Source organism: Mycobacterium sp. (assembly GCF_019247635.1).
Taxonomy (GTDB): Bacteria; Actinomycetota; Actinomycetes; order Mycobacteriales; family Mycobacteriaceae; genus Mycobacterium.
The window spans coordinates 31,137-44,775 of the sequence record NZ_JAFBAR010000105.1 but is presented as its reverse complement, the minus strand read 5'-3'; the positions used below and the strand labels follow the sequence as shown (position 1 = coordinate 44,775).

16 protein-coding genes are annotated in these 13,639 nt (G+C 66.7%); 12 read left to right on the top strand and 4 right to left on the bottom strand.

Annotation, left to right across the window (positions count from 1 at the left end; genetic code table 11):
- On the bottom strand, positions 1-338 hold a 338-nt coding region (locus JO236_RS17960; protein ID WP_293333388.1), incomplete at its 3' end, for a DUF2332 family protein.
- Positions 335-931, bottom strand: coding sequence for a mycofactocin system transcriptional regulator (mftR, locus tag JO236_RS17955; RefSeq protein WP_293333400.1), 597 nt, complete (start codon positions 929-931; stop codon positions 335-337). The genes JO236_RS17960 and mftR, both read right to left, overlap by 4 nt.
- Before the next feature lie 102 nt (positions 932-1,033).
- On the opposite strand from mftR, the gene mftA reads away from it, so the two are divergent.
- The 7 genes from mftA (at position 1,034) to mftG (ending at position 7,539) form a co-directional block, all read left to right on the top strand.
- Positions 1,034-1,123: a mycofactocin precursor MftA gene (gene mftA / locus JO236_RS17950; protein WP_293333385.1), complete on the top strand. Its 90-nt coding sequence runs from the start codon at positions 1,034-1,036 to the stop codon at positions 1,121-1,123.
- Positions 1,108-1,437 carry a mycofactocin biosynthesis chaperone MftB gene (mftB, locus tag JO236_RS17945; protein ID WP_293333382.1) on the top strand — a complete coding sequence of 110 codons (330 nt, stop codon included), beginning with the start codon at positions 1,108-1,110 and terminating at the stop codon, positions 1,435-1,437. Before mftA ends, mftB begins: the two co-directional genes overlap by 16 nt.
- On the top strand, positions 1,434-2,621 hold the full coding sequence (mftC, locus tag JO236_RS17940) for a mycofactocin radical SAM maturase (RefSeq protein ID WP_293333379.1): 1,188 nt from the start codon (positions 1,434-1,436) through the stop codon (positions 2,619-2,621). The genes mftB and mftC overlap by 4 nt, the downstream gene beginning before the upstream one ends.
- Before the next feature lie 2 nt (positions 2,622-2,623).
- Complete coding sequence (gene mftD, locus JO236_RS17935; protein WP_293333376.1) at positions 2,624-3,814, top strand: pre-mycofactocin synthase MftD; 1,191 nt, start codon at positions 2,624-2,626, stop codon at positions 3,812-3,814.
- A 154-nt stretch (positions 3,815-3,968) separates the two neighbouring features.
- Positions 3,969-4,694, top strand: coding sequence for a mycofactocin biosynthesis peptidyl-dipeptidase MftE (gene mftE, locus JO236_RS17930; RefSeq protein WP_293333373.1), 726 nt, complete (start codon positions 3,969-3,971; stop codon positions 4,692-4,694).
- On the top strand, positions 4,691-6,103 hold the full coding sequence (gene mftF / locus JO236_RS17925; RefSeq protein ID WP_293333370.1) for a mycofactocin biosynthesis glycosyltransferase MftF: 1,413 nt from the start codon (positions 4,691-4,693) through the stop codon (positions 6,101-6,103). Before mftE ends, mftF begins: the two co-directional genes overlap by 4 nt.
- Positions 6,104-6,105: 2 nt before the next feature.
- On the top strand, positions 6,106-7,539 hold the full coding sequence (mftG, locus tag JO236_RS17920) for a mycofactocin system GMC family oxidoreductase MftG (protein ID WP_293333367.1): 1,434 nt from the start codon (positions 6,106-6,108) through the stop codon (positions 7,537-7,539).
- Positions 7,540-7,598: 59 nt separating this feature from the next.
- Here the strand turns inward: mftG and JO236_RS17915 are convergent, their stop codons facing one another.
- On the bottom strand, positions 7,599-8,384 hold the full coding sequence (locus JO236_RS17915) for a PE family protein (protein WP_293333364.1): 786 nt from the start codon (positions 8,382-8,384) through the stop codon (positions 7,599-7,601).
- Positions 8,385-8,786: 402 nt separating this feature from the next.
- Entirely contained in the window at positions 8,787-10,430 is a 1,644-nt protein-coding gene (locus JO236_RS17910) for an MFS transporter (RefSeq protein ID WP_416362280.1), read from the bottom strand.
- Positions 10,431-10,627: 197 nt separating this feature from the next.
- Between JO236_RS17910 and JO236_RS17905 the strand changes: the two genes are divergently transcribed.
- The 5 genes from JO236_RS17905 to rplW all read left to right on the top strand — a co-directional run bounded on the left by JO236_RS17905 (position 10,628) and on the right by rplW (position 13,637).
- Positions 10,628-11,185 (top strand): TetR/AcrR family transcriptional regulator, encoded by a 558-nt coding sequence (locus tag JO236_RS17905; protein ID WP_416362281.1) that lies wholly within the window; start codon positions 10,628-10,630, stop codon positions 11,183-11,185.
- A 487-nt stretch (positions 11,186-11,672) separates the two neighbouring features.
- Positions 11,673-11,978 (top strand): 30S ribosomal protein S10, encoded by a 306-nt coding sequence (gene rpsJ / locus JO236_RS17900; RefSeq protein WP_003873519.1) that lies wholly within the window; start codon positions 11,673-11,675, stop codon positions 11,976-11,978.
- Positions 11,979-11,992: 14 nt separating this feature from the next.
- Entirely contained in the window at positions 11,993-12,646 is a 654-nt protein-coding gene (rplC, locus tag JO236_RS17895; RefSeq protein WP_293333355.1) for a 50S ribosomal protein L3, read from the top strand.
- Positions 12,646-13,332: a 50S ribosomal protein L4 gene (gene rplD, locus JO236_RS17890; protein ID WP_293333352.1), complete on the top strand. Its 687-nt coding sequence runs from the start codon at positions 12,646-12,648 to the stop codon at positions 13,330-13,332. Before rplC ends, rplD begins: the two co-directional genes overlap by 1 nt.
- On the top strand, positions 13,332-13,637 hold the full coding sequence (gene rplW / locus JO236_RS17885; RefSeq protein ID WP_293333349.1) for a 50S ribosomal protein L23: 306 nt from the start codon (positions 13,332-13,334) through the stop codon (positions 13,635-13,637). Before rplD ends, rplW begins: the two co-directional genes overlap by 1 nt.
- Positions 13,638-13,639: the final 2 nt, after the last annotated feature.

The window sequence follows — 13,639 nt, the reverse complement described above, 5'->3', positions numbered from 1 at the left end:
GCGGCGCGCAGCACCTCACCCCGCGCGACCGCGGTGTGCACGATTTCGGGCCAGGCGGCCTCGGAGTCCCAAACGCCGCCGGTGCTCGGGTACCAACGGCGCAAGTGTGCCGCCCGGCCGTCGAGCACCATCCGGTGCAACCCGCCCAACAGCCGTAGCGGCACCGCCTGCCGGGACGGGGCGTCCTCCTGGCCGGACAGAATCGTTGCGAAGACGCCACCGGCTGCCACGTCGTCGGCCACCCGGTCGCACAGCTCGCCGTACATCGTGGATCCCGAGTCCCTGCAGAACCGCCCCTGCGATCGCAGGGTGTGCACCAGGTGCTCGGTGCCCGTCACAGGTGCAGTCCATCGAGACCCGAGCTAACGACGTCGAAAGCGTCTCCCAGTGCCTGAAGCAGCGTCACGGACTCGTCGCCCAACCAGTGCTGGTAGGCGCTCAACGCGACGCCAAGCATCGTCCACGCGACGGTCTGGGGGAGCAGCTCGGTGGTCTTGACGCCGGCGCGGCGGGCGACAAACCCAGCGATCACCTCCCGCCAGCCGGCGTACATGGTCATCGAATAGGCTTGCAGTTCAGCGGTTTCCAAGATGACGCGCATGCGCTGGCGGTGCCGCACAGACTCACATTCGTCGAAGGTGTTGAACGCCAACAGTGCAGCACGTAGGGCCTGGCCCACGGGAATCTCGTCGTCGACCTCGTCGAGCAGATCCCGCAGGTGCGCCAGGTGAGTGTCGAAGTCGCCCCAGGGGATTGCGTTCTTGGAGGCGTAGTAGCGAAAGAGCGTGCGCCGGGAGATCCCGGCGGCCTGTGCGATGTCGTCGACGCTGACCTCTTCGAAACCCCGCGCGACGAACAACTCGGTGGCAACGTCACTGATGTCATTCGGCGTGGTCGAGCGGCGGCGGCCCACCCGCGTCTGCGGCAACATCAGACCCCGCCCTTCCATTTCGGCACTCGATGCCATATATTCTGTCAACGATTGTGACTAGAACCACCATCGTTGTCGAGATCTATCGAAAGGCAAGTTGCTATGGACCACGAGACCGAGGCCGACACCGAACTCGTCACCGAGACCCTTGTCGAAGAGGTATCCATCGACGGAATGTGCGGGGTCTACTGACCGTGTCCGCGCCCGCGCAGGCTGGCCGGGCTGACTCAAGCTCTTTCGACCCGGACCGCGGCTGGCGGTTGCACCCGCAGGTGGCGATTCGGCCGGAGCCGTTTGGGGCGCTGCTCTACCACTTCGGTACGCGCAAGCTTTCGTTCCTGAAGAACCGCACCATCGTCACGGTGGTGCGCTCGCTGGCCGATCATCCCGATGTCCGTTCGGCCTGCCGCGCGGCCGGGGTCGAGGATTCCAGCCAGGGTCCCTACCTGCACGCGCTGGGCGTGCTGGCGGGTTCCGACATGTTGGTCCCTAAGGAGGCCGAGTGAGCACCGCCGTACCGCGTCTGATCGAACAGTTCGAGCGCGGACTGGATGCGCCGATCTGCCTGACCTGGGAGCTGACCTACGCCTGCAATCTGGCGTGTGTGCACTGCCTGTCGTCGTCGGGCAAGCGCGACCCGCGCGAGCTGTCCACCCGCCAATGCATGGACATCATCGACGACCTGGAACGCATGCAGGTGTTCTACGTGAACATCGGTGGCGGGGAACCCACAGTGCGCCCGGACTTTTGGGAGCTGGTGGACTACGCCACCGCGCACCACGTCGGCGTGAAGTTCTCCACCAACGGCGTCCGGATCACGCCGGAGGTCGCCGCGCGGTTGGCCGCCAGCGACTACGTGGACGTCCAGATCTCCCTGGACGGCGCCACCGCCGAGGTCAACGACGCCGTCCGCGGCCCGGGTTCATTCGACACCGCGGTGCGTGCTTTGGAGAACCTGGCGGAGGCGGGCTTCGGCGGCGCGAAGGTCTCCGTAGTGGTCACCCGGCACAACGTCGGCCAGTTCGACGAGTTCGCCGCGTTGGCCAGCCGCTACGGCGCCACCCTGCGGATCACCCGGCTGCGGCCGTCGGGCCGCGGCGCCGACGTTTGGGAGGACCTGCATCCGACCGCCGAACAGCAGGTTCAGCTCTACAGCTGGCTGGTCGCCAAGGGGGAGGGAGTGCTCACCGGCGACTCCTTCTTCCATCTGGCGCCGCTGGGCGAGTCCGGCGCGCTGCCGGGCTTGAACATGTGCGGTGCCGGCCGGGTGGTGTGCCTGATCGATCCGGTGGGCGACGTGTACGCCTGTCCCTTCGCGATCCATGACCGCTTCCTAGCGGGAAACGTGTTGACGGATACTGGTTTTGGCTCCGGTTTCGCCAACGTCTGGAAGAACGCTCCGCTGTTTGCCGAGCTGCGCGAACCGCAGTCCGCCGGCGCGTGCGGCAGCTGCGGGCATTACGACAGCTGCCGGGGCGGTTGCATGGCGGCCAAGTTCTTCACCGGCCTGCCGCTGGATGGGCCGGATCCTGAGTGCGTGCAAGGCCATGGCGCGCCCGCGCTGGCGCGGGAGCGCCAGACGCCTCGACCGCGGGTCGACCATTCCCGGGGGCGCCGGGTCCGCGAACCCGTGCCGCTGACCCTTTCCCGGCGACCGCCGGCCCGCCTGTGCAACGAAAGCCCCGTGTAATCATGGCCGACGAATGGTTTGAAACGGTTGCCATCGCTCAGCAACGCGCGAAGCGCCGGCTGCCAAAATCGGTTTACTCGTCGTTGATTTCGGCCAGCGAGAAGGGAATCACCGTCGCCGACAACGTCGAAGCATTCAGCGAACTCGGTTTTGCCCCGCACGTCGTTGGTGCGCTCGAGAAACGCGACTTGTCGACCACCGTTATGGGGCAGGACGTTTCGCTGCCCGTGATCATTTCGCCGACCGGTGTACAGGCGGTCGACCCGGACGGCGAGGTCGCCGTCGCACGCGCCGCCGCGGCGCGCGGAACCGCGATGGGTTTGTCGTCGTTCGCCAGCAAGCCGATCGAAGAGGTCATCGCCGCAAACCCTAAGACCTTCTTTCAGGTGTACTGGCTCGGCGGCCGCGACGCGATCGCCGAGCGCGTCGAGCGGGCGCGGCAGGCCGGCGCCGCCGGATTGATCGTCACCACCGACTGGACGTTCTCGCACGGGCGGGACTGGGGAAGCCCGAAAATCCCCGAGGAGATGAACCTGCGGACCATCCTGCGGCTTTCCCCCGAGGCGCTCACCAAGCCGCGGTGGCTGTGGAAGTACGGCAAGACGCTGCGGCCGCCGGACCTGCGGGTGCCCAATCAGGGTCGGCGCGGTGAGCCCGGCCCGCCGTTTTTCGCCGCCTACGGCGAATGGCTGGGCACCCCACCGCCGAGCTGGGACGACATCGCGTGGCTGCGGGAGCTATGGGGCGGACCCTTCATGCTCAAGGGCGTGATGCGCGTCGATGACGCCAAAAGGGCCGTGGATGCCGGTGTTTCGGCGATCTCGGTGTCCAACCACGGCGGTAACAACCTGGATGGCACCCCGGCGTCGATACGCGCCCTGCCCGCCGTGGCGGCGGCGGTCGGCGACCAGGTCGAGGTGTTGCTCGACGGTGGCATCCGACGCGGCAGCGACGTCGTCAAGGCCGTAGCGCTGGGAGCGCGGGCCGTGATGATCGGCCGCGCCTACCTGTGGGGCCTCGCGGCGGCCGGCCAAGCCGGAGTCGAGAACGTCCTCGATATTCTGCGGGCAGGTATCGACTCGGCGTTGATGGGGCTCGGTCATGCCTCGGTTCACGACCTGGGTCCCGGCGATCTTCTGGTCCCCGGCGGGTTTGCTCGGTCGCTCGGGGTCCCCTCCGGGCCTGAGGCCTAGCCGGTCGCCGCCAACACCTAGCGTCTGCGAAATCAACGCCGGCGCTAATTTTGATGCGGGCGTGGCAGTCGGGGCGGAGGAGTTAAATTGGGGCGCCAAAGAGTTCGGCCAGAAAAATAATTCATTAGAAGATAGAACAATTGGTGCATACCAGGTGAATTCGTCCTACCATCGGCAAGTGCCCGTACTCGGCGAATTGGGAAGCCTGACGTCGAGCCAGCTACGAATCTCGCCGTCGATACTGATCCCGCTGGGGTCCACCGAACAGCATGGTCCGCACCTGCCGCTAGATACCGACACCCGGATAGCGACCGCGGTCGCTTGCGCGGCTGCGGCGCGCCTGCACGGCTGGCTGGTCGCACCGGCCATCGCCTACGGGGCCAGCGGTGAGCACCAGAGCTTCCCCGGAACCATCTCCATCGGCATCGAGGCCCTAACGTCGCTGCTGGTGGAGTACGGCAGGTCGGCCTCCTGCTGGGCACAGCGCATGGTCTTCGTCAACGGCCACGGGGGGAACATGGTGGCTTTGAACCGGGCGGTAGGGCTGTTGCGCAGTGAGGGCCGCGACGCCGGATGGTGCCCCTGCGCCGCCGCCGGCGGCGACGCCCACGCGGGTCATACCGAAACATCCGTGCTGCTGCATATTTCACCGGCCGACGTGCTCACCGACCAATGGCTCGCGGGCAACGCCGCGCCATTGCCCGAGTTGCTCCCGACGATGCTTCGTGGGGGAGTGGCCGCGGTCAGTGCGGTGGGTGTCTTGGGGGACCCGACAACGGCGACCGCGGCCGACGGCCAACGTATCTTCTCGGAGATGGTCGAGGGGTGCGTGCGACGAGTCGACCGCTGGTCACCCGGCCCGGACGGGAAGCTGGCATGAGTCAGCCCCGACTGCCGGACGGGTTTGCTGTCCAGGTCGATCGCCGGGTGCGGGTGCTCGGCGATGGTTCGACACTGCTCGGTGGTTCACCCACCCGGCTGCTGCGGTTGGCCCCGGCCGCCCAGAACATGCTCAGCGATGGCCGGCTCAAGGTTCGCGACGAGATGAGCGCGGAGCTGGCCCGCACCCTGTTGGACGCCACCGTAGCCCACCCCCGGCCCGCCGGGGGCCCGTCACACCGTGACGTTACCGTGGTTATTCCTGTGCGGGACAATGCTTTTGGTGTGCGGCGCCTGGTGTCGTCGCTTCGTGGGCTACGGGTGATCGTGGTGGACGACGGATCCGCGCAACCCCTGCAGCCCGAGGATTTCGTCGGCGCGCACTGTGACGTCGAAGTCCTGCGTCACGACCGCAGCAAGGGGCCGTCGGCCGCGCGCAACACCGGGCTGGCCGCCTGCACCACCGACTTCGTCGCGTTTATGGATTCTGACGTCTCGCCGCGGCGCGGTTGGCTCGAAGCGTTGCTCGGACACTTCTGCGATCCCACCGTCGCGCTCGTCGCACCGCGCATCGTCGGTTTGGCGCAGAGCGAGAATGTGGTGGCCCGCTACGAGGCGGTGCGCTCGTCGCTGGACCTTGGGCAGCGGGAGGCGCCGGTGCTGCCGCATAGCACGGTGTCCTACGTGCCGAGCGCGGCGATCATTTGTCGTCGTTCGGCGATCCGTGACGTCGGCGGGTTCGACGAGACCATGCAGTCCGGCGAGGACGTCGATCTGTGCTGGCGGCTGATCGAAGCGGGCGCGCGGTTGCGTTACGAGCCGATCGCGCTGGTCGCCCACGACCACCGCACCGAACTGCGGGATTGGATTGCGCGCAAGGCGTTTTACGGCGGGTCGGCGGCTCCGCTGTCGGTGCGGCACCCCGACAAGACGGCCCCCCTGGTGATCTCCGGCTGGGCACTGATGGCCTGGGTGCTGATGTCGATCGGAACGGGTCTTGCCCAGTTCGCGTCGGTGATCATCGCCGTTTTAACGGGTCGTCGCATCGCCAAGGCCATCCGCAGTGCCGACACGTCGGTGTGGGACGTCTTGATGATTGCCGTCCGCGGGCTGTGGTCTGCCGCGCTGCAACTCGCGTCCGCCCTGTGCCGGCACTACTGGCCGGTGGCGCTGCTTGCGGCCATACTGTCGCGCCATTGCCGGCGGGTGGTGCTGATCGCCGCCGTCGTGGACGGGGTGGTGGACTGGCTTCGCCGTCACGACGCGATCGACGAAGACGCCGAGCCGATTGGGCTGCTGTCCTATCTGGTGCTCAAGCGTGTCGATGATCTGGCCTATGGCATCGGGCTCTGGCGTGGGGTGGTGCGCGAGCGCAATATCGGTGCCCTCAAGCCGCAGATACGAACTTAGTCTTGATTCCTGCGCACAGTGACGTGCTGATCGTCGGCGCGGGCAGTGCTGGATCGGTTATTGCCGAACGCCTTTCCGCCGACCCGGCGCGCACGGTGACGGTCCTCGAGGCGGGGCCCGGGCTGACCGATCCGGACTTGCTGGCCCTGACCACCAACGGGTTGCAACTGCCGATCGGCGATGACAGCCCACTGGTACAGCGCTATCAGACCTGGCTGACCGAGCAACCGGCTCGCCGGCATCCGATCATGCGGGGGTCGGCGGTCGGGGGTTCGGGCGCGGTCAACGGCGGCTACTTCTGCCGCGGTTTGCCGCGCGACTTCGACGGACTCGGTCTGCCCGGCTGGGCGTGGTCGGACGTGCTCGAGCATTACCGCGCGATCGAGACGGATCTCGATTTCGATAGTCCCGCCCATGGCCAGTCGGGCCCCATCCGAGTCCGGCGCACGCACGAAATGACCGGCGTCACACAAACTTTCATAAACGCGGCCGAAGAGTTCGGGTTCCACTGGATCACCGACCTCAATGACCCTGGGCTGGAAGCGGTTTCGGGGGTTGGCGCCGTACCGCTCAATATCGTCGACGGTGTACGCAACGACTCGGGGGCGGCGTACCTGCTGCCGGCGCTCAGCCGTGCCAACCTGACGTTGCTGGACCGGACGCGCGTACTGCGCGTGCGGTTTGCCGGTACTACCGCGGTGGGTGTCGACGCGATCGCCCCGTCGGGTCCGATGAGTCTTTCGGCCGACCGAATTGTGTTGTGTGCCGGAGGGATCGAGTCGGCACATCTGCTGATGCTGTCCGGCGTCGGTGATCACGCGATGTTGCGGGCGGCCGGCGTGCCGCTGGTCGCATCGCTGCCGGTCGGCGCCGGGTTCAGTGATCACCCGGAATGGGTGTTGCCCACGTCGTGGACGGTGGCCGCGGGCAGGCCGGTGCTGGAGGTCGTGCTCACCATCGCCACTGATGTCGAGATCCGCCCCTACACAGGTGGTTTCGTCGGGATGACCGGCGACGGGACGGCCGGTCACCCCGACTGGCCGCACATCGGCGTGGCACTGATGCGGCCGCGGGCACGCGGACGCATGACGTTGGTGTCGTCGGATCCCGCGCTGCAGCCGCGTATCGAGCACCGTTATGACAGTGAGCCATTGGATATCGCGGCGCTGCAAACCGGCAGTCAATTGGCCCACGAATTGGTCGGAGCCGCAACGGATGTTGGACCACCGGTGTGGTCGACGTCGCAGCACCTGTCCGGCACCGCCCCGATGGGCATCGAGGGTGACCCGAAAGCCGTTGTCGACCAACGGTGTCGGGTTCGCGGTGTCGAGAAGCTCTGGGTGGTCGACGGATCAGTCCTGCCAACGGTACCCAGCCGCGGCCCGCACGCGACGATCGTGATGCTGGCCCATCGGGCAGCGGAATTCGTCGCGTAGGGCGGCTGGGCGGACTCCCGTTGCTGATGGCGCTCAACCGTGGCGGTCGACGATCAGCCCTAAGTTGCAGCCTGTCGTTCCCGTGCTGTTCCGGTGGGCGCGGTCGTACCCTCGGAGTGTCCCGATGCCGTAGGCGACGTCGTTGCGGCCGGAGCTGCGGACAACGGCGTCACCGCCGGGGCGAGTGCCGCCTGCTGTGCCACTTCGGACTCGGCGGCCAGGCCGCCGCCGGCACCGAGGCCCGCGCCGTCGCCAGTGCCGAACGATGCGGCACTGGCGACGGTCGGCCCCCCACCATTTCCACCGGTTATGCCCCCGGCGACCAGATATCCACCCGTCGGTAAGCCCGAGGCTGCGCTGGCAGCGCCGGTGCCGACGTTTGCGGCGGGCCCGAGTGCGCCGGTGACGCCGACGAGTCGGTCCCCTGGGGGATATATGGCACTTGCCGGGGCGGCAGCTACCGCGCTGGCACCGGTGCCGGCCTGCTGGTTCCCGGTCAGCGCCTGAACCGGTGCGCTGACCCCGGTCATGACACCCTGCTCGACCGTTTGCAGGGGAGAGGCGTTCGTGGCCTCAGTGAGGGCGTACTGCGACCCGGCGGTGTTCATCAGCTGGACAAACTGGTCGTGGAACATCGCCGCTTGGGCGCTGAGCGCCTGATAGGCCTGTGCTTGCGAGGCGAACAGCGCTGTGAGCATCGCTGAGACTTCGTCGGCGCCTGGGGCCATCACCCCGGTAATGGGGGCCGTCGCCGCGGAGTTGGCATTGCCTATCGCCGAGCCGATATTCATCAGGTCAGTCGCCGCCGCAGCCACATACTCCGGCGCTGCGATGACGTATGACATCTTGCTCCCCACGGTGTCGCCAGGATGCCGTCCACCCCCCAGGCGAACTCTTTGACCAGAGTAGCGCCGACGTGGAGGCCATCGTGGCGTTTTGGCGCAGAAAGCCGGGTGGTCTGCAGATCGTCACAACGAATTCATTTGGCGCGCAATCGCGCTGGGAGGGCCTTCTTTGGTTTGCGCACCTGGGACGCCAGACCCCTTTGCCTGCGCGGGAGTGCGGCCAAGCTGTTAGCTCTGCAACGGCGGTCCGTCCGGCTCGCGCGGCACCGTCGGGTTCAGCGACGCCACCATTTCTGGTAGTCGCGGCACCGGCCGGCACCCCGGGGGGCGAACCGTCCGCCTAGCCGCCGGGGTTGCCGTCGCCCCCAGCCCCGACGGTGGCGACGGCTTGCCCGGCCACGACTAACGCGACAACGGGCGCGAAACCGGTCTGCGGTGCCGCGCAAGTTCGGCTGGATGGCCTTTCGCGCGGCGGACGGCAACCATGCGACGCACCAATCGCAACTGGCGCCCGTCACGCCCCGGCGCCCACAGCCCGATCAGTGCGGCCGCCGCCGCGACGATCACCGCCATCGTGGTCATCGACGCCTGCATGGCCGTCATAAACGCGGTCTTACTGAGCGACGCCAGTTGAACGCCCTGTGGCCCAAGCCTTCCCGCCACCTCGACGGCCATGGCCAGCGAATCCGACGCGGGGCCGCGCACGGCAGCCGGGAATCCCGCCAAATTCGGTATCACCTCGTGGCTGTACCGGCCCGCCAGGATCGACCCCGCCACGGCAATGCCCAGGGCCCCGCCCAATTCGCGGGATGTGTCGTTGACCGCCGAGGCGACTCCCTGTTTTTCATCGGGAACGGCGGCCATGATCGCCGAAGTTGTTGGCGCCGTGCAAAACCCGATGCCCGTTGCGAGTATCAATGTCGGCCACGCGAACCCGAGAAAAGTCGAGTGCAGATCGAGGCTCCGCATGCACGCGAAGCCGACGGCCATCAGCGTGGTGCCCAGGAAAAGCACCATCCGCAGTCCGAGTCTGGGGACATACCAGAACGACAGCGCCGAGCAGATGCCCAGCGGCACCATAAAAGGCCCAAAGGCCAGCGCCGTCGTCAGCGGCGAATAGCCTTTGATCTGCTGGACGTATTGCATCGCGAGGTAGAAGAAACCGAACGTTCCGCCAAAGAGGATGATGATCGAGGCCACCCCGGACGCAAAACCGGGGTCCGCGAACAGCCGCACGTCCAAAAGCGGTTGGCGCTTTCGGAGTTCGATGGCGCCGAACACCGCGGCGAGGACCGTCCCGAGGACGAGCCCACCCCAGACGACGGAGTCGCTCCAGCCCCGGTTGGGCGCTTCCAGAATGGCGATTACCCCGATCGCGACCGCCGCGCCGATCAGGATCGCGCCGAACCAATCGACCCGAGGAGCGCCGGGATCACGCGACGACGAAACGGTGCATCCCAGCACAAAGATCGCCAAGCCGGCCGCGCCCAGCGCCCAGAAGATCGCGTGCCAGTCCCAGAAGCGCAGCAGCACACCGGAACCGAGCATGCCGATGACACCACCGGAACCCGCAGTGCCGGCCCAGACACCAACGGCCTTGAGCCGCTGATCCTTCGGGTACGCGACGGTCAGCAGTGACAGCGTCGCGGGCATCACAAAGGCGGCGCCTACACCTGCCACCGCCCGGCCCACGACGATCTGCAGGGGCGAGTGCAGCATCGCCGGCGCCATTGACGCCAGCGAGAAGATCATCAGACCGGCCAGCAGGGCACCCCGTCTGCCGTAACGATCGCCAATGGCTCCTGCGGGCAGCAGCAGGCAGGCCAGCGCCACGGTGTAACCGTCGACGATCCAGGTCAACTGCGTCTGCGTCGCCGTGGTGGCCACCGCAAGGTCACCCAGTGCCGTATTAAGCGCGGTCATCGACGCGACCACCAGCGACACGCCGGCGCAGGCGACAGCAAGGGTCCAGCTTCGAGCGCGGGCGCTCCCTGCGATGCCTGGCGCCTCATTACGCTGATCGGGTCGGATAAGGGTTTCGACCACAGTGACGCGCCTCCTTTCGGGGGCGTGGTAGGTATTCGAGACTAATGGTCTCGTACATAGACCGATAGTCTCGTAGCCAAACAAGGAGGTGCATCACAATCAGCGATGGGATTAACGAGGATCCCCGTCCGGCACGGTCCCGGGCCCGTTTGCTCGAAGCCGCTGCCGCGCTGCTGCGCTCCGGGGGGCCGAGTGCGGTGACCATCGATGCGGTCACCCGTGGTGCCAACGTAGCGCGCGCCACGCTATATCGCCACTTCCCCACCGGAAATGATTTGCTGGCAGCGGCTTTCAACAGTCTCATTCCGCCGGCACCCACGCCGCCGCAGGAGGGGTCGCTGCGGGACCGGCTTACCGCGTTGGTAGTGGCCCAAGCCGAGGCGGTGGCCGACGCTCCGGCGTTGCTCACCGCCATGTCCTGGGTAGCGCTGGGTCGCGATCTAGAGGAGTTGCCAGAAGCTGGCCACACCGGAGCCAGCTCGGCGATCAGCACGTTGCGTGAACGCATCGCGCAGCAGTACGCGGCGCCGTTCGACGCGATCTTCGACAGCCCGGAGGCGGCCGAGCTGGGGGAGGTCGACCGATCGCGTGCGATCGCCCTGCTGATCGGTCCGCTGGTGCTGGGGCGCCTGTCCACCCTGCCGGATTTCGACTACCGCGAATGTGCGCGCGCTGCCGTCGACGGTTTCTTGCATGTTCAGCGCGCGAGAAACAGGGAGGCTAGCGCGGCGAGTATCGAATCGGCAGGTGCTTGAGGCCGCCACAAAGCTGGACACCTCGCCCGCACAACCTGCTCAAAATGGTCACGTCGCCACGACCGAATATGTGCAGCTAGGAAGGCTGGTGAGGACAAACGAACCGGTAACCGCGGGACGCCCTAACCCTCAGTAGGCCCCGAGGGCGCGAGATTTGGCCGAGACGCTGATCTGAGGCATACTGTTCGGGTTGCCTTGAGCCAGGTTTTGCGCTTGGCCGGGCATACGACCAGCGCCCAAACGGGCGCGTCCGGTCCCAACCTTGGAGCGCGGCTAATTTCGGCCGCGGATCAGGCTGCGTAAGGGTGACACGCCCGACCGCGGGGGGCCGGGTGGACCACGACAGGTAAACAGCGGCGCAGTAGTCCGGCGCGACGCTAGATCGGCCCCAGCTTGGCCGGCCGATCGGCGCGCTGGGGGCAGAAGTGCCCGGACGGCACGGAAAGGCCCGAGCACGGGCCTCAAGTAGGAGTGAGGTAGGAGAAGCGTGGCGGGACAGAAGATCCGCATCAGGCTTAAGGCCTACGACCATGAGGCTATTGACGCCTCGGCGCGAAAGATCGTCGAGACCGTCGTCCGTACCGGTGCCAGCGTCGTAGGTCCGGTGCCGTTGCCGACCGAAAAGAACGTGTATTGCGTCATCCGCTCTCCGCATAAATACAAGGACTCGCGGGAGCACTTCGAGATGCGCACGCACAAGCGGCTGATCGACATCCTCGACCCGACGCCGAAGACCGTCGACGCGCTCATGCGTATCGACCTTCCGGCCAGTGTTGACGTCAACATCCAGTAGGGGATCGGCGAGCAATGGCAAGAAAAGGCATTCTGGGCACCAAGCTGGGCATGACGCAGGTGTTCGACGAAAACAACAGGATCGTGCCGGTGACCGTGGTCAAGGCGGGCCCCAACGTGGTGATCCGCATCCGCACACCGGAGCGTGACGGCTACAGCGCGGTGCAGCTCGCCTACGGCGAGATCAGCCCGCGCAAGGTCAACAAGCCGGTGACCGGTCAGTTCAGCGCCGCGGGCGTCAACCCGCGGCGTCACCTGGCCGAGCTGCGCCTGGACGACCCGGACGCAACCACCGAATACGAAGTCGGCCAGGAGCTGACGGCGGAGATCTTCGCCGACGGCAGCTACGTCGACGTGACCGGCACCTCCAAAGGCAAGGGCTTCGCCGGCACCATGAAGCGGCACGGCTTCCGCGGGCAGGGCGCCAGCCATGGCGCCCAGGCGGTGCATCGCCGCCCGGGTTCCATCGGCGGATGCGCCACACCCTCCCGGGTGTTCAAGGGCACGCGGATGGCCGGCCGGATGGGCAACGACCGGGTGACGGTCCAGAACCTGTTGGTACACAAGGTCGATACCGAGAACGGCGTGCTGCTGATCAAGGGCGCGGTACCCGGTCGCACCGGGGGACTCGTGATGGTTCGCAGCGCGGTCAAACGAGGTGAGAAGTAATGGCAGCACAAGACCAGCCGAAGACTTTAAAAATTCAGGTCAAGACGCCGGGTGGCAAGGTCGACGGCTCCATCGAGCTGCCGGCCGAGTTGTTCGATGCCCCGGTGAACATCGCGCTGCTGCACCAGGTGGTCACCGCCCAGCGGGCGGCTGCCCGGCAAGGGACCCACTCGACCAAGACCCGCGGCGACGTCCGGGGCGGAGGCAAAAAGCCCTACCGGCAGAAGGGAACCGGTCGCGCCCGGCAGGGCTCGACGCGCGCCCCGCAGTTCACCGGCGGCGGTGTGGTGCACGGTCCCAAGCCGCGTGACTACAGCCAGCGCACGCCCAAAAAGATGATCGCCGCCGCGTTGCGCGGGGCGCTGTCCGACCGGGCGCGCAACGGGCGCATCCACGCGGTGACCGAACTCGTCGAGGATCAGACCCCGTCCACCAAGAGCGCCAAGGCATTTCTGGGCACGCTGACCGACCGCAAGCAGGTGCTGGTGGTCATCGGCCGCGCCGACGAGGCGGGCGCCAAGAGCGTGCGCAACCTGCCAGGTGTGCATGTCCTGGCGCCCGACCAGCTCAACACCTACGACGTGTTGCGTGCCGATGACGTGGTGTTCAGTGTCGAGGCCCTCAATGCCTACATCGACGCCCATACTGCGACGAATACCGCTTCTGCCGAGGAGGTTTCGGCCTGATGGCGACCATCGCTGATCCCCGTGACATCATCCTGGCTCCGGTCATCTCGGAGAAGTCCTATTCGCTTCTCGACGACAACGTGTACACCTTTGTGGTGCACCCCGATTCGAACAAGACGCAGATCAAGATCGCCGTCGAGAAGATCTTTTCCGTCAAGGTCGCATCGGTGAACACCGCGAACCGGCAGGGCAAGCGCAAGCGCACCAGAACCGGATACGGCAAGCGCAAGAGCACCAAGCGCGCCATCGTCACGCTGGCGCCCGGCAGTAAGCCGATCGATCTGTTCGGAGCACCGGCCCCGTAGCC

Excerpts from the sequence above, each read along its gene's own strand:
- rplW (WP_293333349.1), top strand. The coding sequence starts at position 13,332 with ATGGCGACCATCGCTGATCCCCGTGACATCATCCTGGCTCCGGTCATC.
- mftA (WP_293333385.1), top strand. The coding sequence starts at position 1,034 with ATGGACCACGAGACCGAGGCCGACACCGAACTCGTCACCGAGACCCTT.
- JO236_RS17915 (WP_293333364.1), bottom strand. The coding sequence starts at position 8,384 with ATGTCATACGTCATCGCAGCGCCGGAGTATGTGGCTGCGGCGGCGACT.
- mftF (WP_293333370.1), top strand. The coding sequence starts at position 4,691 with ATGAGTCAGCCCCGACTGCCGGACGGGTTTGCTGTCCAGGTCGATCGC.
- mftD (WP_293333376.1), top strand. The coding sequence starts at position 2,624 with ATGGCCGACGAATGGTTTGAAACGGTTGCCATCGCTCAGCAACGCGCG.
- rplD (WP_293333352.1), top strand. The coding sequence starts at position 12,646 with ATGGCAGCACAAGACCAGCCGAAGACTTTAAAAATTCAGGTCAAGACG.
- mftR (WP_293333400.1), bottom strand. The coding sequence starts at position 931 with ATGTTGCCGCAGACGCGGGTGGGCCGCCGCCGCTCGACCACGCCGAAT.
- rplC (WP_293333355.1), top strand. The coding sequence starts at position 11,993 with ATGGCAAGAAAAGGCATTCTGGGCACCAAGCTGGGCATGACGCAGGTG.